This window comes from Acinetobacter sp. TW_SC_4, assembly GCF_054861205.1.
In genome coordinates, this window is sequence record NZ_CM142174.1 from 69,448 (window position 1) to 88,804 (window position 19,357).

17 protein-coding genes and 2 pseudogenes are annotated in these 19,357 nt (G+C 38.9%); 6 read left to right on the forward strand and 13 right to left on the reverse strand.

Going from position 1 to position 19,357, the window contains the following annotated elements:
* The first annotated feature begins 33 nt into the window (after positions 1-33).
* The gene (gene tnpA / locus ACWM1W_RS00290) at positions 34-432 is read left to right on the forward strand and encodes an IS200/IS605 family transposase (RefSeq protein ID WP_104426837.1); all 399 of its coding nucleotides are present in this window, start codon (positions 34-36) and stop codon (positions 430-432) included.
* Between the two features lie 466 nt (positions 433-898).
* On the opposite strand, the gene ahr is transcribed toward tnpA, so the two are convergent.
* From ahr to ACWM1W_RS00355, 13 genes and pseudogenes are all read right to left on the reverse strand, one after another.
* A complete protein-coding gene (gene ahr, locus ACWM1W_RS00295; RefSeq protein WP_461603282.1) occupies positions 899-1,921 on the reverse strand; it encodes an NADPH-dependent aldehyde reductase Ahr in 1,023 nt (340 codons plus the stop codon).
* 4 nt (positions 1,922-1,925) lie between these two features.
* A complete protein-coding gene (locus tag ACWM1W_RS00300) occupies positions 1,926-2,507 on the reverse strand; it encodes a DNA-3-methyladenine glycosylase I (RefSeq protein ID WP_461603283.1) in 582 nt (193 codons plus the stop codon).
* Positions 2,508-2,527: 20 nt separating this feature from the next.
* Positions 2,528-2,773 (reverse strand): hypothetical protein, encoded by a 246-nt coding sequence (locus ACWM1W_RS00305; protein WP_004780440.1) that lies wholly within the window; start codon positions 2,771-2,773, stop codon positions 2,528-2,530.
* A gap of 15 nt (positions 2,774-2,788) precedes the next feature.
* Entirely contained in the window at positions 2,789-3,289 is a 501-nt protein-coding gene (locus ACWM1W_RS00310; protein WP_461603313.1) for a M23 family metallopeptidase, read from the reverse strand.
* A gap of 90 nt (positions 3,290-3,379) precedes the next feature.
* On the reverse strand, positions 3,380-4,408 hold the full coding sequence (gene mutY, locus ACWM1W_RS00315; protein ID WP_461603284.1) for an A/G-specific adenine glycosylase: 1,029 nt from the start codon (positions 4,406-4,408) through the stop codon (positions 3,380-3,382).
* A gap of 165 nt (positions 4,409-4,573) precedes the next feature.
* Positions 4,574-4,933 carry an HIT family protein gene (locus tag ACWM1W_RS00320; protein ID WP_005233203.1) on the reverse strand — a complete coding sequence of 120 codons (360 nt, stop codon included), beginning with the start codon at positions 4,931-4,933 and terminating at the stop codon, positions 4,574-4,576.
* A 79-nt stretch (positions 4,934-5,012) separates the two neighbouring features.
* Positions 5,013-5,747, reverse strand: a complete 735-nt coding sequence (locus ACWM1W_RS00325; protein WP_340834419.1) for a dienelactone hydrolase family protein — start codon at positions 5,745-5,747, stop codon at positions 5,013-5,015.
* Positions 5,748-5,911: 164 nt separating this feature from the next.
* Entirely contained in the window at positions 5,912-6,601 is a 690-nt protein-coding gene (locus ACWM1W_RS00330) for an FKBP-type peptidyl-prolyl cis-trans isomerase (RefSeq protein WP_340834416.1), read from the reverse strand.
* 48 nt (positions 6,602-6,649) lie between these two features.
* Positions 6,650-7,354 carry an FKBP-type peptidyl-prolyl cis-trans isomerase gene (locus ACWM1W_RS00335; protein ID WP_340834413.1) on the reverse strand — a complete coding sequence of 235 codons (705 nt, stop codon included), beginning with the start codon at positions 7,352-7,354 and terminating at the stop codon, positions 6,650-6,652.
* A 233-nt stretch (positions 7,355-7,587) separates the two neighbouring features.
* Positions 7,588-9,030, reverse strand: a pseudogene (locus ACWM1W_RS00340) (capsule assembly Wzi family protein).
* A gap of 146 nt (positions 9,031-9,176) precedes the next feature.
* Positions 9,177-11,360: a polysaccharide biosynthesis tyrosine autokinase gene (locus ACWM1W_RS00345; protein ID WP_340834411.1), complete on the reverse strand. Its 2,184-nt coding sequence runs from the start codon at positions 11,358-11,360 to the stop codon at positions 9,177-9,179.
* A 52-nt stretch (positions 11,361-11,412) separates the two neighbouring features.
* On the reverse strand, positions 11,413-11,841 hold the full coding sequence (locus ACWM1W_RS00350) for a low molecular weight protein-tyrosine-phosphatase (RefSeq protein WP_019837353.1): 429 nt from the start codon (positions 11,839-11,841) through the stop codon (positions 11,413-11,415).
* Complete coding sequence (locus tag ACWM1W_RS00355) at positions 11,841-12,944, reverse strand: polysaccharide biosynthesis/export family protein (RefSeq protein ID WP_340834445.1); 1,104 nt, start codon at positions 12,942-12,944, stop codon at positions 11,841-11,843. Before ACWM1W_RS00355 ends, ACWM1W_RS00350 begins: the two co-directional genes overlap by 1 nt.
* A 319-nt stretch (positions 12,945-13,263) precedes the next feature.
* Here ACWM1W_RS00355 and tviB point away from each other — a divergent pair.
* The 5 genes and pseudogenes from tviB (at position 13,264) to ACWM1W_RS00380 (ending at position 19,356) form a co-directional block, all read left to right on the forward strand.
* A pseudogene (tviB, locus tag ACWM1W_RS00360) lies at positions 13,264-14,531 on the forward strand (Vi polysaccharide biosynthesis UDP-N-acetylglucosamine C-6 dehydrogenase TviB).
* A 14-nt stretch (positions 14,532-14,545) separates the two neighbouring features.
* On the forward strand, positions 14,546-16,174 hold the full coding sequence (locus ACWM1W_RS00365; protein WP_340834409.1) for a cytidylyltransferase domain-containing protein: 1,629 nt from the start codon (positions 14,546-14,548) through the stop codon (positions 16,172-16,174).
* Positions 16,171-17,229: an N-acetylneuraminate synthase family protein gene (locus tag ACWM1W_RS00370; protein ID WP_340834407.1), complete on the forward strand. Its 1,059-nt coding sequence runs from the start codon at positions 16,171-16,173 to the stop codon at positions 17,227-17,229. The genes ACWM1W_RS00365 and ACWM1W_RS00370 overlap by 4 nt, the downstream gene beginning before the upstream one ends.
* Positions 17,219-18,427: an oligosaccharide flippase family protein gene (locus tag ACWM1W_RS00375; RefSeq protein ID WP_340834405.1), complete on the forward strand. Its 1,209-nt coding sequence runs from the start codon at positions 17,219-17,221 to the stop codon at positions 18,425-18,427. The genes ACWM1W_RS00370 and ACWM1W_RS00375 overlap by 11 nt, the downstream gene beginning before the upstream one ends.
* Complete coding sequence (locus tag ACWM1W_RS00380) at positions 18,400-19,356, forward strand: glycosyltransferase family 52 (RefSeq protein WP_340834401.1); 957 nt, start codon at positions 18,400-18,402, stop codon at positions 19,354-19,356. Before ACWM1W_RS00375 ends, ACWM1W_RS00380 begins: the two co-directional genes overlap by 28 nt.
* The last annotated feature ends 1 nt before the right edge of the window (position 19,357 follow it).

Sequence of the window (19,357 nt, forward strand, 5' to 3'; positions counted from 1 at the left end):
TGCTGATTTTAACATTTTAGGTATAATTTTTCAATGAGTGAGATATATAAAAACCGACATTCAGCCTTTAATCTTCATGTTCATTTAGTTTTTATAACGAAATATCGAAAAAAAATACTAGGTGAGTTGCATCATAAATATTTTAATGAGTGTGCAACTGAAATATGTAAAGATTTTGATGCTGAATTAAAGGAATGTAATGGTGAATCCGACTATGTTCATATGCTTATTCAGTATCCACCAACGGTACAGTTAAGCAAATTGGTTAATAATTTAAAGTCTGTAACAAGTAGAAGAATGCGAAATGAGTTTTTAGACTTGAGAGGGAATTATACAAAACCTGTTTTATGGTCAAGATCATATTTTGCAGGGTCTTGTGGTGGTGCGCCTTTGGAAATAATCAAACAATATATTCAGAATCAACAAGGTTGAAATTTGTGAAATTCACCTCCACCCTGACTGACGGGTGGAGTCCTCTTTCACTTGGAGATAGATGTTTTATATTTAGTGATGAGTTGAATCTCGGAATTCAGCTCCAGGTCATTTTTTAAGGTCAAGACTTCAGTAGAGATCTTATTAAAAATCTTTAAATTAAACATATAGGCACCTGTTATCAGTTGTAGCGGCCCGACTACAACAAATACCTGCCTTAGCTCAGCTAGACACCCTTGGTCGCAAGGATTACAAATTAGAAAAAGTTCTGCAAGTTTTGAGGAATTGACAGATTAAATAACCTTCTAAATCCTTTCTATTTAGTAAGATTGTCAGCCTAAAAATTAATTTTATATATCAAATTCTTAATAATCTCATGAAACCAATTATTTGCAAATACAGCCATAAAAAATCTGCCCTAACATGAGGCTAGGGCAGATCTAGATTTACTAATGATTAGGACAAATTAGAAATCGGCTTTCAGTACGATCCGGTAACGGGCTTTGCCTGAGTGCAGACGTTCAATCGCAGTATTAATTTCCGACATTGGGAATAACTCAATTTGTGGCGCAATATTTTTACGTGCTGCAAATTTCAATAACTGACGTAAAGCTGCTGGTGAACCTGTTGGTGAGCCAGTCACTGATTTAGCACCACCAATCAGTGAACCTGCAGAAATTTGCATGGGTTCCAGTGGTAAGCCCAGCATATGTACCGTGCCATTTGGTGCCAGTGTTGATAAATAAGCCTGCCAGTCCAATGTGACATTCACAGTACTCATTAATAGGTCAAATTTACCACGAAGCGGTTTAAGCGCTGCTGGGTCACGACTATTCACTACATGGTCTGCCCCCATGGCTTTCAGCTCATCGGTTTTATCCAGATTTGAAGTAAAGGCGGTAATTTCACAACCCCAAGCTTTCAGCAGCTTGATCGCCATATGTCCCAAACCGCCAATACCAATCACACCAACGTGGTGAATGGCCTGAATCTGATGTTTCAGAATCGGATCAAATACGGTAATCCCGCCACAAAGCAGGGGACCGGCACTTTCCGGATCCAGATCTTCAGGTAAGGGAATTGCCCATTGCCAGCCAGCACGGACTTTATCCGCAAAACCACCTGCATGACCGACGATGGTTGCAACCTGACCACCGGTACACAGCACTGGCTGGCCTGAAATACAAGAATCACAATGTTGGCAGCTTTCCGCAGTCCAGCCAATACCGACACGTTGACCTACTTTTAGGCCTTTGGCTTCAGAACCCAGTTGCGTAATGGTGCCGATGACTTCATGTCCGGCCACCACAGGAAAGATCGAAGATCCCCAGTCATTATTGAGTACTGAAATATCAGAATGACATAGACCGCAGTATTCAACTTTCACTTCGACTTGATGCGGCTGAAGTTCACCTGCGTCAAACTGATAAGGTTCCAGGGCAGCGCCTGCGGACATGGCAGCATAGGCTTGAATGGTATTATTCGACATAATTTCAGCTCTTATTTGAATGGGAGGATATTGTTTTAAAGTGACAGTGATTTTCATGGTCATCGACCATGCCGACTGCCTGCATAAAGGCATAACAGATCGTAGGGCCGACAAACTTAAAGCCTGCTTTTTTTAAGGCTTTGGACATATTCTGGCTTTCAATGGTTTGTGCCGGAGCCTGACGATAATCTGCAACATCATTATTCAATCGGGGCTGATGGGCAAAGGACCACAACCATGTGACCACATCAATTTCTTGAGATTTAAGCTGTTGCCAGGCCCGGGCATTATCGCGAATTGCAGTCAGTTTACCGATATGCCGAATTAGACTAGCATCTTGCAGTTTTGCGGTGAGTTGCTCATCTGTAAAAGAAGCAATCGTTTCAATAGAATATTGAAAGAAATATTTGCGATAAGATTCACGTTTTCTGAGTACGGTAATCCAGGCTAAACCAGCCTGCTGACCTTCCAGACACAGCATTTCAAACAGGCGTTTTTCATCATGCAGTGCCTGTCCCCATTCCTGATCATGGTAGGCAGTATAGAGAGGATCATCAGAGCACCAGCCACAGCGTTGGATCGTCAAGGGATGCTCCTTTTCCTAGTTTATAATTTAAATGTCGTCCACTGATCTTGCTGATTATCCCAGTAGGACAGTTCTGCTTGCTGCAGATCACTGAACTGGATCCACATATCCTTACCACTTTTATCGGCATAACCGGTACTGATCAGAAGCGCCTCTTCGGTAATTTCCATGATCCAGCCCTGATAGGTCTGGCCATTGAGCACGATTTTCTGTTGATTGCCTGATTCAGCAAATTCGACCAGACGGTTGATCAACGCTTCTGACATGTAAACTTCCTAAAATTAACGTAAATATGGATAGGGGTTAACGACACCACGGCCCTTACCACTTAAATAGAGACCATAATGCAGATGTGGCGCGGTATGGCGGGCATTGCCAGTATTACCGACATAACCAATGACCTCGCCCTTTTTGACATAGTCACCGACTTTCAGGCCACGCTTATGACCATCCAGATGTGCATAATAATGCCAGGCACCACCTGGACCCAGAATCCAGACTACTTTACCACCCAAATTGTTATTCCGTAAATCCGCGATCAGACCAGGCGTCGCACTACGAACCTTGGTTCCACGTGGAGCCAGAATATCAATGCCCTCATGCAAACGGCCCCTACTACGCGAAGCTCCCCAAGTATCTTTCAATTCACGAGCCTGGACCCGATCTACCGGAATCTGCAGAGAAGAGGGCATACCCATATGATTCAGTTTTTTGACCAATGCCGGATTAAGCTGAACCGCAGAAGGATGTTTCGGTGCGCTACTACACGCCATAAATAACATCACCCAAGAAAGCCCGACAAACGCAAGAGAATGGCGCAAAATATTTATCCTTAAATGAGGCCAGTATGATTCTTCTTGTTCCAGACTATGTCATAAATTTACGGTAGAAATCAATTTTTTCATGGCGGTTGGAATACCTGCATTGACCGCAGTTTCCGGGTTCATCCAGAAGCCCTGTAACTCAATCGCCAGATGTTCTTGCTGATCTGCATCGACTGCAAAAATCATCGCTTCAAGCTGCCAGGTAAAATGGGTGAAACTGTGGCTGATCTGGGCTTTTTGTACGAGATTTTTCAGACCCAGTTGCTGGCACAGTTGTTCAAATGCATGAGTGTCTTCAATAATTGGCAGAGACCAGAGCCCGCCCCAAAGACCACTATTAGGACGCTGTTGCCATAGCCATTCATCACCTGACTGGATCAACAGCACTTGAGCTGCTTTGACCGGTACCGGCTTTTTGGCTTTTTTAAAGGGCAATTCATTTTCCAGACCCTGTTGATGTGCCTTGCAATGTTGCTGCATTGGACAATACAGGCATAAAGGCTTTTTCGGAGTACAGACGGTCGCACCGAGATCCATAATCGCCTGGGTATAGTCATGATTCCGTTCAACCGGGCAAAGCTGTTCAGCAAGCTCCCACAAGGCACGTTCATGAACCGGTTTAGACAGATCATCTTCGATCGCAAAAAATCGTGCCAGCACCCGTTTGACATTACCATCCATGATCACGCCGTACTGACGTAAACCCAAAGACATTAAGGCTCCCGCGGTTGAGCGGCCAATGCCGGGCAGGGCGATCCATTCTTCTAGGCTCGTCGGGAAATGCCCCTGCCTTGCTACAATACCGGCTGCCTTATGCAAATTGCGGGCACGAGCATAATAGCCCAGCCCAGCCCAATAGGGTGCGACTTCATCCCAAGAAGCTGTACCTAAGTCCTGTACTGTCGGAAAACGTTGAATAAACCGCTCAAAATATTGCAGCACGGTTTTGACCTGAGTCTGCTGTAGCATGATTTCAGAGACCCAGACCTTATAGGGATCATCAGCCACTTGCCATGGCAAATCATGACGGCCATGTACATCAAACCATTCTAAAAGGGCATCTGAAAATACAAACATGAAAATAGAACAAACTGGAAAACGAGGCCTAGTATAACTGAAGAGACTCAGCTAAAAGATGAAAAGTCTGCTAAAACAGCGAGACTGTAAAAGAGTAAAAATGAATAAATGGAAGGGACAAGTGAACACTTCGAAAAGCATTCACTCGGCAAAAAAATTAAATTCTTATTCTTCAATGCCCCAGCGTGCATCCAGCTTTAATACCTTGCCTTCATAACGCGGGATTATATGAATGTGTAAATGTTCTGATTTTTCCTGAAATACTTCGCCATCATTAAACCCGACATGAAAACCGGAAGGTTGATAGCGTAGTTGTAGTTCATTACGGGCCTGCTCAAGTAAGGACATCATGCTTTTACGTTCTTTATCTGTGATTTCAAAAAATGACGCCACATGACGTAATGGAGTAACTACATAATGTCCTTTGGACAGGGAGTTGGGTTCAGGTAACACGACAGCAAAATCATTTTTAGCCAGAATATCGTATTCGTCAAAATTACAGTACGGGCAGTTATTTTCAGTCATGATATTGGCTCCTTTCATTGAATTTATTTTTTTCATGTATGACCTAGCCCGATTATGAGCCAGATCAATTTATCTGTTATCAAGCGAGTTGTCGTGCCAGTAATTCATACATGGCAGCCAAGCTTTGTTTCTCTGCTTCAGCATTGTAGCCCAGATCTACACCATTGGCCTTGGCGCGCTCATCCGCCAGCGGGTTACTAAATCCATGCTTGGCATTTTCAAATACAATCACATTATGCTCGACCTTAGCCGCCTGCATTTCTTCTTTAAAGCTGGCGACATCATCCAGACTGACCATACTGTCCTTTTCACCGTGTAGGACCAGAATTTCTGCCTGTACCTGGCCTTTCTGTGCAGGTGCTTTAGGAGACAGGTTGGCATGGAAAGTAGCCACAGCTTTTAACGGTGCATTTGAGCGAGCCAGATCCAGAGCCACTTTACCGCCGTAACAGAAACCAATTGCCGCCAGTTTTTCCGGATTGACTTCATCCTGTGCCGCCAAAGTATCTAAAGCAGCTTTTGCACGGTTCACAATAGTGTCTGGATCTTCAAAAGTCTGCATCATCCATTGATAGGCCTGATCAGAGTTGGTGGTCACTCTCTTGTCACCATACATATCAATTGCCAGCGCGGCATACCCATGTTCCGCCAGCTCACGGGCACGCTGTTCAGTATAGTCATTGCGGCCCCACCATTCTGGCGCCACAATAACACCGGCTACAGGTGCATCAGTTTCTGGTGCGGCAAAATAACCAATCAAAGTGCTGCCATCCTGCGCAGTATATTGAATTTCGCGGGTCTTGATTGCTGCCATGCTGAAGTCCTCTATTGTTGTTGAATATCTTGATTAAACTATAAAATAGCAAAACTGCTATGAATATACATGAAAACCGCCAACTAATTCGTTTCTCATCAGTACAAAAAAAGAAAGGCAAATAATTTGCCTCTCTTTTTTAGTTTTTACAATTAAAGGAATTTTTATTTAATAATTTCCAGTAATTCGATATCAAAAATCAGGGTACTATTTGGTTCAATGATATCTCCCGAACCAATCTGTCCATAGGCCAGATCAGCAGGGATAAAGAAGCGGTACTTGGCACCGACTTTCATCAGCTGTAAGCCTTCTGTCCAGCCAGTAATCACTTGGGTGGTACGGAAATCGACTGGCTGCTGGCGGGCAATCGAACTGTCAAAAACGGTACCATCAATCAGGCGACCTTCATAATGGACACGGACATTACTGTTAGCGCTTGGTGATTTCCCTTTACCTTCTTTCAGCACCAGGTATTGCAGACCAGATTTGGTGGTTTTAATGCCGGGCTTTTTGGCATTTTCCTGCAAGAATGCTTTGCCAGCTTTGGCATTTTCTTCAGCTTTCTGTTTCAGCACAATCAGTTCTTTGGCATCACTTTGACGTTTATACTGAGTCAGCACTTGGGTCATTTCTTCATCGCTTAAACTGGATTTTTGTCCAGCAGCGGCTGTCTTTAAGCCCTGGCTAAATGCATCTAAATCAAGATCCTTTAAAGTGTCTGCATTACTGCGACCCATCAGATAACCAAAGCTGTAGCCAATCTTCTCAGCTTCACTACTTGTATTATTGATCTCTTTAGCAAAAAGACTGCCTGAACTGAGCAGCAAAACCATTAAACTGATTTGTATTTTCATTATCAATTCTCAAAAATAAAGGAGAGCTGATCGCTCTCCCTATTTGTATTATTTTACTTCAATTAATTCCACATCAAAAATCAAAGTGCTATGCGGAGGAATCGTACCAGGGACACCCTGTTCACCATAACCCAGATTTGACGGAATATATAGAGTTGCCTTACCGCCTTCTTTCATCAGCTGCAGACCTTCAGTCCAGCCTGGAATGACTTGATTTAATGGAAACTCAATCGGTTCACCGCGTTCTACTGAACTATCAAATACAGTGCCATCTACCAGTTTACCAGTGTAATGTACTTTCACAATTGAAGAGGCTTTTGGCTGTTTACCTGTACCATCTTTAGTAACTTGGTACTGCAAGCCGGAAGCGGTTGTTTTAATGCCTGCTTTTTTCGCATTTTCAGTCAGGAAAGTATCACTTGAAGCTTGAGCTTGTTTTGCACTATTAAGCTGCTTTTGTTGCATTTCTTTCTGGAACTGCTCATAAGCTGCCTGTAATTCTTCTTCCGTATAGGCAGGTGCAGAACGTGCATGTCCTTCACGTACACCGGTCACAAAACTGTTAATGTCCAGCTCAGGAGGAGTCTGATGAGCCACTTCATAACCGAGTGCATAGCTGATTTTAGAGACAGCAGAGGCATCTTTAGATGCTTTTGTAGTTTGAGTAGCAGGGTTTTGAGTTGCATAGTAAACAGGTACTAGCGCGGCACCGCCTAAAAGAACAGCGACGGCAATCGGTAAGGCCTTACTCATGTATTTGTCCAATCTAATGTTATCGTTGAGGTTCAGTCCATCTTAGCAGAAAATTTTAAGAAATCTTGCAGAATGGGTGGTTTTTTAGCAAGCGGACATCGTAGTTGTGTTGAAGTTTAAAGAGATAAAAAAACCAGCAATAGCTGGTTTTTTTATTTTTCAGAACTTAATCATTGTTGGAGAATGTCTAGGATCAATGACTGCCTCAACCGAAATTATATTTTGCAAAGAGCTTAGTAGGAAAACAAGCTTTTTTCTAAAGGAAATTCAATCCCAATCGATGCACCACCATCATTACCACGTAGGTCTGAATCACTGATCTAGCCATTTAATTTCAGGGGAATATCGGGGCGTAAATAATGGGTCCAGCTCACATCAACAGCTTTTAATTCATCTTGGATTGGAAAAGCTAAATTAGTAGTTCGGTTGGATTCATTCAACTTGGCAAACAGCACTCGAGCATTAACACGGTTCAGGCGATCGAAACGAATATCACCACCCACAGAAACCATTTGACCATCACCACCCATTGCATGTGCTAATGGGTAACCATGTTGATAAAAACCACCAATATAATTGGTGTGATTATAAGAAATACCTTGGGCCTTGCCATTGGTGCGGGTGTCTGCCCATTCGGTATATAGCTGGAAAGGCATATTATTATAGCTAGAAGAATAATCGACCCCAGCCAAATACATTTTTTTGGCTGGTAAGCCACCGGCTTCATCTTCACCAATATATTGTACATACATCCCCATTGGGACTTGCAGTAATGGTTGTAGATTTAAGCGTGCATCAAAACCGGCGATTTGATTGGATGGGTCAGGCTCACCTGTACCACCATTGTCTTTATTACCGACAAAAGCATCCCAAAGTGAACTCAGGCTTTCAGGTCGTCCTTCACCTCCCCATTGAATAGCACGTGATGCACCCAGCTCCAAATAGGGTAAAGGTTGTGCAGTGACACGTAAGCCAATTAATTTAGCATCAGGTACAGCATCATAGTCATCTAGTTGTCCGGCAAAGGCTTGATATTGCCAAGGCCCAATCCAGGAGAGCCATTTATTTGCAAAAGCATGCTGTTCGGCACGCTGCATGGTCACACCATACACAGGACGACTGGCATCACCCCGAATTAAGCTGCCATCATGACCGGGTCCCCAGTAGGTCGGAATTTGTCCAGCAATTAGCCATTGATTCCATAACTTACCTGCGAGGTAAGACCCTTCAACATTCACATCTTGATCATTATCAATCTGGGGATCTTTTTCTGCATTGATACGAAGTCTGGCATCCCAATTCTGATTGCCTGTATTCAACTCTACACTCGCCTGGTATTGCGCTTTTTGCTGATCGCCAAAGGCTTGAGGAATATTTTTTTGATCTGTCTCTGCAAATAGTGATGCTTTAAGTAACTGGTTGTTGGTATTCAAATGAGCCATGACTGAATCAATGACTCTTTGCTGATTATTATTGCTGACTTGGGCCTGAGAAAGGGCGCGTTGAATTTCATCACCACTCATTGGCCAGGTCGAAGTGCTGATTTGAATCACACCTTGCTGATTTAACCAGTTTAAATCGGTACGCAGGTTTTGCTCATTTAAAACGATGCCTTGGGCAAAGGTGAGTGAGGAGCTTAATGCCAAGCTGGCGAGCAGTGTTTTTGATTTAAACATTCTTGTAGATTCTCAGGAGTTTTAAACTGTAACCACGATAGGGTTTTTAGTTGATTTTTTCAACGATGATCATTTGAGATAAATGTAATAGAGGGTGATTTCACATCCTGCTTAAAGCAAGATGTGAAATCAAGGTTTACAATGAATTAGTCATTGTCTTTATTTGCGGTATAAGCATAAGCATAATTATAACCATAGCTACCAGCCGCCCCTTTTTGTACATCATTCAGAATCACGCCATTAACTTTGACATTGGCCTGTTCAAAACGATTCACAGTGATTTCCAACTCTTTGATTTGTGTTTTACCATGACGGGCAATCAATAAATTTACACCCGCATATTGCGCAATAATAATACCATCGGTCACTGCAAGCACAGGTGGAGTATCAATCAGGATATGATCAAAATGAGCAGAGGCCTGATCCAGGAAAGTCTTGAATTGATCAGTACTTAATAGTTCAGATGGGTTAACCGGACTCTTACCACGAGTGACAAAATATAGGTTGTCTACAGTGGAAGTTTGAACAATATCTTCATAGCTATTTTGATGATTCAATAATTCCGCTAAACCTGGCTGTACCTCGGCGTTGAAGTATTTATGTAAATAACCACGACGCATATCACCATCAATCACCAAGACCCGTTTCCCACCTTGTGCTAAAATAGTAGCAAGGTTAGTGGTAATGAATGATTTGCCAATTTCAGGTGCGGGGCCAGAAATGGCAATCACATTATTGGTCGCATTCATTAAGGCAAAATGAATCGCTGTTCGCATACTACGCAGACTTTCAATCGCAATATCACCGCTATCTTTAACTGCAAGAATAGGAATATTCTTTTTCTTCTTCAATAGTTTAATGCGGCTTTCTTGAATAACAGAGCGTGGCACCGTAGCATAGACTGGCAAATCAAGCTCATTTTCAATTTGAGTTGCATCTTTAATACCTGAACGCATCATATTACGTAGTAGGGCGAGTAATGTACCTAAGAAAGCGCCCAAGAAAATAGATAAAATTAGAATTTGTAATTTCTTTGGTTTAATGGGTTCAATGGGCTCGACTGCAGTATCGACAATACGCACATTGCCAATTTCACCCGCTTTGGCAATCCGGAGTTGCTGATAGGAATTCAATAGTCCTGTATACAGCTGCTGTTTAACTTCGACTTCACGGAACAATTGTAAGTATTGACGTTGTAACTCAGGTAAACGTCTTAAAGTCCCATCCAGCTCTGCAATTTTGCTATTAATTGCACCAAGTTGGGCATTCATTTGCTGCATCACCGGATGCTCACCCGTATATTTAGCTGCAGCTTCTGCAACACGCTGTTCCAGTTCGGCTTTTTGGGTTTCCAAAGTAATACTTTGGGTTAAATATAACTCAGATTCTTTGGTCACATCGACTGTATTAAACTGTTGGCGGAAACGGTTAAATTCACGTTCTGCGACATCTAATTGTTGTTTCAGTTCTGGGAGTTGCTCTTCCAAAAACTTTAAGGTCTGTGCCGTTTCTGCAGTACGACGCTCAATATTTTGTTGGCTATACGCCGCTAAAATGGCATTTAGTACTTGGGTAATGTGTTGTTTGTCTGACCCTTGGTAATTCAACTCCAACACGCCTGTTGACTTACCTCTTTCTGCTACAGAATAGTCAGCGGTTAAGCTTTTCATGGCAGCAGGTAAGCTTTGTTTTTGGATGTTATAGGCAGCGTCAAAGCTGTCTTGACTAAAAATAGCGACTTTCCACAGCCCAAATTCAGACTGTAATTGACTGACTTGGTTTAAAGGTGCAGAAAAAACTACCTGTTCTGTTACTGCATCGGTCAGGCTGTATTTGCCTTGTGCAAATTTTAAAATTAAGTTTTTATCTTGAAAATATTGCGGAATATCGAACTGGCGGATATCAAAACTTTTTTGATTGTCTTTAAACAGCACTGACTGAGATGAATATTCACTGTCATATTCATGCTTGGCAATTAAACGGTTCCAGAAACTATCTTCCGTACCTGAAACGCGAATATTTAAATTTAGATGATCAATCACGCTGCCCAACACCAAACGTGATTTTAAAATTTCAATTTCAGCTTGTGCAGGCGATTTCTGCTCAATCATATTAGACAGTTCACCCAATAACGCTGCAGAGGCCCCTTTGTTGTCTTCGACCTGTACCAAAGCATCAACTGCATAGGTGTCTGGCGTAGTTCTTAAATACAGTAAAGCGCAGACGATACTGAGTAGAACGCAAAGGGTAATCATTTTCCATTGTGCGATTAAGGAAAAAAATAATTCCTTTAAATCAATGGTGTCTTCGGTGTTGGCGGTTTGGCTCATAGTTTAAATATCAAAAAAGTAGAATTTTAAAAAAAGTTAGAATATCAAGAAACTAGATATATTTTTTCCAGTCGGCAATGCAGGCTTGAATTAACGCACAGGTCTCATCAAATACGGCCTGATCGTGCTGATAGGGGTCGGCCACGTTTTTACTTTGCCAGTGCCCCAATCTAAAGGTTTTGCCTTTGGCAAAGGGCCAGGTTTGTTCCACATGCTTTTGTTGATTTTGGCTCATCACCAAAATCAGGTCGGCTTTTTTAATTAAGTCTGCATTGAGTTTTTTTGCCACGTGTGGACTCATGTCAATGCCGTGACGTTGCATACATAAACGGGCTTTGTCATCGGCTGCATGACCCACCAAGCCTGAAATACCTGCAGATTCAATCTGTAAGTGTGGGTACTGCTGTTTTAAAAAGTATTCTGCCATGGGGCTACGGCAAATATTGCCAATACACACCACCAAAATGTGATTAATTTTCATTATTTACCCAAATTATCTAGTTGATAAAGCACACTAGAGAACGGAATCATCTGATTCACGACACGTTGCCAGCGGGCCAAGCCTGAAGCATCGACATAGACAATATCATTGCTGCGCATTTTAAACTGATTGGCCAGACCAAAGTCGGCAATGCTGGTTAAATCCATGTGATAGACTTCGGTATGTACTGCATTGGGCTGACTACGGACCACATAAATTTTACTGCGGCTGGCAGACAGTGGGTTTAAGCCCAGACTTTCCCCTAATACATCGCTTAAGCTCATGCCTTGATCACGCATAGGGAGTGATTGATTTTTACCCGATTCACCCATCACATAAATTTTTTGATTTTCACGGTTGTTGACATACAGGGTGTCATTCGGCTGGATGAGTAAGTTGTGCAATGACAAGCCTGCTTTTTCCAGCTCTACGGTATTGAGTTGATAGCTACGCCCCTGACGCACTAAAGTCATAGAAGCATTGTCACCTTGTTGAGCATTGACCCCGCCTGCCATACCTAAGGCGGTATAGACACTCACAGGTTGATCATTTAAATAGAATTGCCCGCCTTTCATGACATTGCCTTGTACCGAGTATCGCTGCCCTTGGTAAGACAAGACTCGTACAATCACGTCTGGGGTTTTTAAATAACGTGCCAATTGACCGCGCAACTCACGATTCACTTGTGCTAAAGATTTACCTGCCGCTTTATAACGCCCGATAATTGGAAACTGAATATAACCCTGTGAATCAATTTGATAACCGTTAGATTCAGCAGATTTTTCACTGCTGACATTACTAGTTGGCGGGGTGATTTCAGGATATGCCCATAAATAAATAGAGAGAATATCGCCTGAACTTAAGGTGTATTGACGCTGTGGTGTATGAAATAAATGCGCATAGTCTTGTTGAATATTGTGAACTGCAGGCTGCACCGCAAGCATTGAGTCTTGGGTGAGTTTGATCACATTGACCGCTGTACCCAAGTCGGTGGTATAGACCCCTTCATTTGGTATGTCATAGGTTTGTAAGCCAGAGGTCACAGCACAGCCAGTGGCGGCAATGCCACATGCCAATAAAACAGCCAGTTGAAAGTGTCGCACGCGAGATTCCATTTTTAATTTATTAAAATCTTTTAAATCAATTGCCGCCATTTTACCGAACTTGTCAAATAGGTACATAGCAATTTGTAATCCATTTGCAGATTCTGTCAAATTCTTTGCGAAAAAAATGATAAAAATCGCAAATTGCGAATTTAATATAAATTAAAAAGTTGAATAGTCACAAAAACTATACACTGAGGCATCTTTCAAGCAATTTGAGCACAAATCATAATAGAAATTTTATAAATTTCTGCTAGTATTCCTGCGGAAAGATTCATTATTTTTCATAAAATATAGATATAAATTGTAAGGCGCTCAAATGCTACAGCTTTCAGACCTAAAAATTGCCATTATTGGTTTAGGCTATGTCGGGTTACCCTTAGCGGTAGAATTCGGCAAGCAGCTGCCTGTTGTGGGTTTTGATATTCAGCAAAAACGTATACAAGAATTACAAAGCGGACAAAATAATACCTTAGAAGTGTCGCCAGAAGAACTTAAACAAGCGATGCAACTGAATTTTTCGGCCAATTTAGATGACCTTCGCAGCTGCAATTTTTTTATTGTGACTGTTCCAACCCCCATTGATGAGTTTAAACAACCCGATTTGACCCCACTCATTAAAGCCTCTACCAGTATTGGGAAAGTACTCAAAAAAGGCGATGTGGTGGTGTATGAGTCTACCGTTTACCCTGGTGCTACCGAAGAAGCCTGTATTCCAGTTTTGGAACAAGTGTCGGGCTTAAAATTTAATCAGGACTTTTTTGCAGGCTATAGCCCAGAACGAATTAACCCAGGTGATAAGCTGCACCGTGTGACCAATATTTTAAAAGTGACTTCAGGTTCTACCCCAGAGGTGGCAGACTTTGTAGATGCAGTTTATCAACTGATTGTGACTGCAGGTACGCATAAAGCACCCAGTATAAAAGTAGCTGAAGCCGCCAAGGTCATTGAAAATACCCAGCGTGATGTGAATATTGCTTTAATTAATGAGTTGGCTGTTATTTTTAATAAGTTGGGTATAGATACTGAAGCGGTGTTGCAGGCTGCGGGAACCAAGTGGAATTTTTTACCTTTTCGTCCAGGTTTAGTTGGTGGGCACTGTATTGGGGTAGACTCATATTATTTAACCCATAAAGCACAGTCTTTAGGCCTGCATCCAGAAATTATTTTAGCGGCACGTCGTTTAAATGACCGTATGGGTGAATACGTTGCAACACAATTGATTAAAGAGATGGTGAAGCAGCGTATACAAGTGGTGGGTTCAAAAATTTTATGATGGGCTTGAGTTTTAAGGAAAACTGTCCTGATATTCGCAATACTAAAATTGTTGATATGGTTAAAGCTTTAAAAGAATATGATTTAGATTTAGATATTTATGACCCCTGGGTGGATCCGTTAGACGCTGCAAAGGAATATGGTATCGATCCTGTTGCTAGTTTGGCGAACGGTAAATATGATGCCATTGTTTTAGCAGTTGCGCATGATCAGTTTAAACAAATGACAGCAGTAAATATACATGCTTTGGGTAAAACTAAGCATGTACTTTATGATTTAAAATATATGGTTGAAAAAATAACGCAGATTTAAGGTTGTAATAAAAAATGAATATATTAGTAGTAATACCTGCTAGAGGTGGTTCAAAAGGTATTCCTCGTAAAAATTTGAGAAATTTAGCAGGCAAGCCTTTATTATATTATGTCGCATCTATGTTGAAAAAATCTAAATATGATTTAGATGTATATCTTTCGAGTGAAGATGATGAGATATTAGGTTTGGGTGAAAAATTAGAATTAAAAACTCATCGTAGAAGTATGGATATATCAGGAGATGCTGTGACTCTGGATCCAGTAGTGTGCAGTTGTCTATTATATGTGGAAAATAAAGAGCAAAAAAAATATGACTTAGTTGTTACTATGCAGCCAACCTCTCCATTATTAAAGGTGGAAAGTTTGGATCAAGCTATAGATCAAATAATTAAGAACCCAGCTATTGATACAATCATATCGGCTTATGATACAACAGCACTTTCATGGTCTAAGCATAATGGTGGTTTTGCCCCACTGTATGAAAAACGATTAAATAGACAGTACTTAAAACCTACATATACAGAGACTGGGGGCTTTTTTATTAGTAGACGAAGCCTTATCACAGAAAACAATCGAATAGGCAGTAATGTTAGTTTATATTTGCTAGGTGAAAATGAGAGTATTGATATAGATACATTCCAAGATTGGGCAATTTGTGAATACTTGTTAAAGAAGAAAAAAATTCTTTTTGTTGTAACAGGTAATGATGTTGTAGGTTTGGGTCATGTTTATAATACATTGTTAATTGCAAATGATATTTTAAACCATGATATTTATTTTTTGGCAGATAAAGATAGTAAATTGGCTGAAAAAGTTTTGTCACAATATAACTATAAGGTTTTTGTTCAAAAAAGTGATAATATTTTAGATGATATAAAATATATAAGTCCAGATGTTGTTATTAATGATTGTTTGGATACAAATGAAGCTTATATATGCGAGTTAAAAAAACTATGTTATAAGGTCATTAACTTTGAGGATTTAGGTGCTGGTGCTGAAAAAGCAGATATAGTTTTCAATGCTATTTATCCTGAAGTAAAAGAACATGAGCATCATTATTATGGTGCAAGTTATTTTTTATTAAGAGATGAGTTTTTACTATCTAAGCCTAAAAATATTTCAGAATCGGTACAAAGTATTTTGCTAACTTTTGGAGGGGTCGATCCTTTAAATAATACATTACATGTATTGACTGCAATTAATGAATACTGTCTTGAGCATAACATTGAAATTAATGTTGTAGCTGGAATTGGGTATAATAAATTTGAAACGTTAAAAGATTTTACTAATATAAATATATTTAAAGATGTGAAAAATATTTCTGAATATATGCTAAAAGCAGATATTATATTTACATCTGCGGGGAGAACTGTTTATGAGGTTGCTTCTTTAGGTGTTCCATGCATTGTACTTGCACAAAATAAAAGAGAGTTAACACATTATTTTGCTTCAAGTAAAAATGGTTTTTTAAATTTAGGTTTAGGTAATGAAGTAAGTACTTTAGAAATTTTAAATAAATTTAAAGAACTGGTTGCTGACACTTCGAAAAGAAAAAAATCCTCTCAATTAATGCGAAAAACAGATTTTGTAAATGGTCGTAAACGTGTTATTGGTTTAATTAAAAACGAGATTGAATTTATATGAAAATTTTAGATTTATTTAATAAGGAGAAACTCTCAGTAGTTGAGCGACCTTATATTATTGCTGAGGTTGGTGTTAACCATGAAGGTAGCATGGATACAGCAAAAAGGTTAATTGATGAGGCTGTTGAAGGTGGAGCACATGCTGTTAAGTTTCAGACTTATAAAGCAGCAACAATTGCATCAAAAGACTCACCAGCATATTGGGATACGACAAAAGAACCTACTACATCACAATTTGAACTTTTTACCAAGCATGATAAGTTTTGGAAAAAAGAAATGGAGATACTAAAAACCTATTGTGATCAAAAGCATATAGAGTTTATGAGTACTCCATTTGATATTGAGTCAGCGAACTTTTTGAATGATTTAATGGATGTTTATAAAATATCTTCATCAGATTTAACAAATAAGCCTTTTATTCAATATATCTGTAAATTTAATAAGCCTATTATTTTATCAACAGGTGCAAGTCATCAGTATGAAATTTCGGAAGCTGTGAGTTGGATTAATCAATATAAAAATCCATTAGCTTTGTTACATTGTGTGTTGAATTATCCTACGCCAGATGAAAATGCAAATTTAGGAATGATTTCAACACTGTTACAAGCATTCCCTAATAATATTATTGGTTATAGTGACCATACTTTACCTAAAGATATGCGTAGTTGTGAAATAGCTACTTTGTTGGGTGCAAAAATAATTGAAAAACACTTTACGCATGATAAAACTTTACCAGGAAATGACCACTATCATGCGATGGATAAAGAAGACTTAAGGAAATTTAATAAAAACTTAGATCGTATTTTTGAATTGCTAGGCTCTTTTGAGTTAACTGCATTAAAGGCAGAGGATCCAGCCCGCTTGAATGCTAGAAGAAGCTTAGTTGCCTTAAGGAATATTAAGGCAGGTCAAATCATTTATGCTGATGACTTAACATTTAAAAGACCTGCACATGGAATTAGTCCAAAATTCATTGATGATTTAATTGGGAAAAAAGCATTGGTTGATATTGAAGAGGATAAAGTATTACAGTGGAACTTATTTAGTGCTGAATAAAAGTACTTTTAAGGATAGTTTCATTTATTTAGTAGGAGAGCTTTTTGCGAAAAGCCTCCCTTTCCTGATGTTGCCTTATTTAACACGAAAATTAGGTCCCGATGGTTTTGGGGAACTATCTTATTATTTGACATGGTTGGCTTTGTTTGGAATTTTTATTGGATTAAGTCAAGAAGGGGCAGTAACTCGCTATTTTTACTTTTATGGTAAAAGGGCTTTAAATATAGTTGTAACAGCAGGTTATTTATACAATGTTGTGATTTCAGCAATACTGCTTTTAGGCTGTTGGCTTTTTCAAGCTGAAATCATGGCATATATTGTATTAGCCACCATGTTTCAGTCTTTTATTAATGTACAACTGGCTTTACGTCAATGTCAGAAGCAACCTTTAAGATATATTATACTGCAAATTATTTTATCTCTAACGAGTGTATTTTTTACAGTTGCAGCATTAGAGTTATTGAGTGGTGATTTGGTTGCATATCGTATTCTTGCAATAGTTATGGCTAATGCACTGACTTTTTTCATTGCTAGTGCTGTATTAGGTGATTTATTTTCTAGTAAAAATACGATTACTTTACAACGTTTGAAGTTAGGTACATTATATATTTTTTCTTTTGGTATCCCTTTAATTTTGCATCAATCGAGCTTTTTTGTTAAAGGTCAGTTAGATCGCTTATTTATTTATGAACAATATACAAAAGCGGAATTAGGAATTTATTCTGCAGGCGTACAAGTCGCCGCCGTATTACCTATTGTATTCATGGCTTTAAATAAAGCAATCGTGCCGTACTATTATCAAAAATTGAAAGAAAAAAAACTATCGATACAAAGTATCAAGAAATACACATTTTTTTGTTTACCATTGTGTATAATTCCTGCCTTAATCGGTTTTGTGTTACCTGAAAGTGTTTATGTATGGTTTTTGGGTGAAAAGTATGCAGAATCAAAATATTACGTGGTGATGTATTTGTTAGGTTATGGGGCGAATTTACCTTACCTAATGCTAGTTAATTATTTATTTTTTCATGCTAAAAATAAGTTGATTGCTAGCATTACTTTTATAAGTTCAATATTTTATGTGGTTTTAATGATTTTTTTAGGGCAGTATTCGATAGAATATATTCCTTATGCATTGATTTTGTCGAATATATTAATGGTATTTATTTTATGGTTCATGATCAGCAAAAAAGCTTAATAATGTGTGTTACACCGTTGCAGATGCTTATTGCGGAAAAAATAATTCATAAATTTAAAGATCAAAAATTTGACGTGATTGTTGTTGCATTAGTGGATAACGAAAAATATAGATATTACTATAAAAAGTTAGAAAAACTAAGCTGTAATAGCTTCTACTACGTACCTAAAAATGGTTTTTTTGGTTTTTTAGAATATATTAATGTTTTAAAAAAAAATGGATTTTTAGAAAAATATACAAATTGCTTTTTAGCAAGTATAGATTCCAGACACTTGCAATACATTATTTCTAAAAATAAAAATACCAATATTTATACTTTTGATGATGGTACGGCAAATATTATTAAAAATAGTATTTATTATACTAATGAAAAAATTCCTAGTTGGAAAAAGCTGATTTGGAATTTTATTGGTATTTACTCTTATATGGAGGACATTAAAAAAAGCTCTAGAAAACATTATACTTTATATGAAAATATTTCCAATATTATTGAAAATACAGAATATTTAAAAATTTTTGAAAATTCAAAATCTAAAGGTGAGTCAACAAAAAAAATTAATATATATTTAGGTCAGCCTTTAACAGAAATTTCAGATAAGTTTACAGAGCAATATATTTTAAAAACTTTAGATATTCTTCAAATAGATTATTATTTTTCTCATCCGAGAGAGAAGGTGGTACCAAAAGGTAATTTTGAAGTTATAACAACTCCATTAATTTTTGAAGATTATATTGTTGAATATCTAGCTGAAAATAAGACAGTAGATATTAATCTATATAGTTATATCAGTTCTGCTCTCCTAAATGTCAAAGGTTTAGATCGAGTAAATGTAAAGTATATATATGATGATTGTTTAATTGAAAAATATAGTAGTTTTTATAGTTTTGTGGAAAATGAATTTGACATATTCTTGGTGAAAGTGGATTGAG

Excerpts from the sequence above, each read along its gene's own strand:
- tnpA (WP_104426837.1), top strand. The coding sequence starts at position 34 with ATGAGTGAGATATATAAAAACCGACATTCAGCCTTTAATCTTCATGTT.
- ahr (WP_461603282.1), bottom strand. The coding sequence starts at position 1,921 with ATGTCGAATAATACCATTCAAGCCTATGCTGCCATGTCCGCAGGCGCT.
- ACWM1W_RS00305 (WP_004780440.1), bottom strand. The coding sequence starts at position 2,773 with ATGTCAGAAGCGTTGATCAACCGTCTGGTCGAATTTGCTGAATCAGGC.
- ACWM1W_RS00310 (WP_461603313.1), bottom strand. The coding sequence starts at position 3,289 with ATGTTATTTATGGCGTGTAGTAGCGCACCGAAACATCCTTCTGCGGTT.
- mutY (WP_461603284.1), bottom strand. The coding sequence starts at position 4,408 with ATGTTTGTATTTTCAGATGCCCTTTTAGAATGGTTTGATGTACATGGC.
- ACWM1W_RS00320 (WP_005233203.1), bottom strand. The coding sequence starts at position 4,933 with ATGACTGAAAATAACTGCCCGTACTGTAATTTTGACGAATACGATATT.
- ACWM1W_RS00325 (WP_340834419.1), bottom strand. The coding sequence starts at position 5,747 with ATGGCAGCAATCAAGACCCGCGAAATTCAATATACTGCGCAGGATGGC.
- ACWM1W_RS00330 (WP_340834416.1), bottom strand. The coding sequence starts at position 6,601 with ATGAAAATACAAATCAGTTTAATGGTTTTGCTGCTCAGTTCAGGCAGT.
- ACWM1W_RS00335 (WP_340834413.1), bottom strand. The coding sequence starts at position 7,354 with ATGAGTAAGGCCTTACCGATTGCCGTCGCTGTTCTTTTAGGCGGTGCC.
- ACWM1W_RS00345 (WP_340834411.1), bottom strand. The coding sequence starts at position 11,360 with ATGAGCCAAACCGCCAACACCGAAGACACCATTGATTTAAAGGAATTA.
- ACWM1W_RS00350 (WP_019837353.1), bottom strand. The coding sequence starts at position 11,841 with ATGAAAATTAATCACATTTTGGTGGTGTGTATTGGCAATATTTGCCGT.
- ACWM1W_RS00365 (WP_340834409.1), top strand. The coding sequence starts at position 14,546 with ATGAATATATTAGTAGTAATACCTGCTAGAGGTGGTTCAAAAGGTATT.
- ACWM1W_RS00370 (WP_340834407.1), top strand. The coding sequence starts at position 16,171 with ATGAAAATTTTAGATTTATTTAATAAGGAGAAACTCTCAGTAGTTGAG.
- ACWM1W_RS00380 (WP_340834401.1), top strand. The coding sequence starts at position 18,400 with ATGGTTCATGATCAGCAAAAAAGCTTAATAATGTGTGTTACACCGTTG.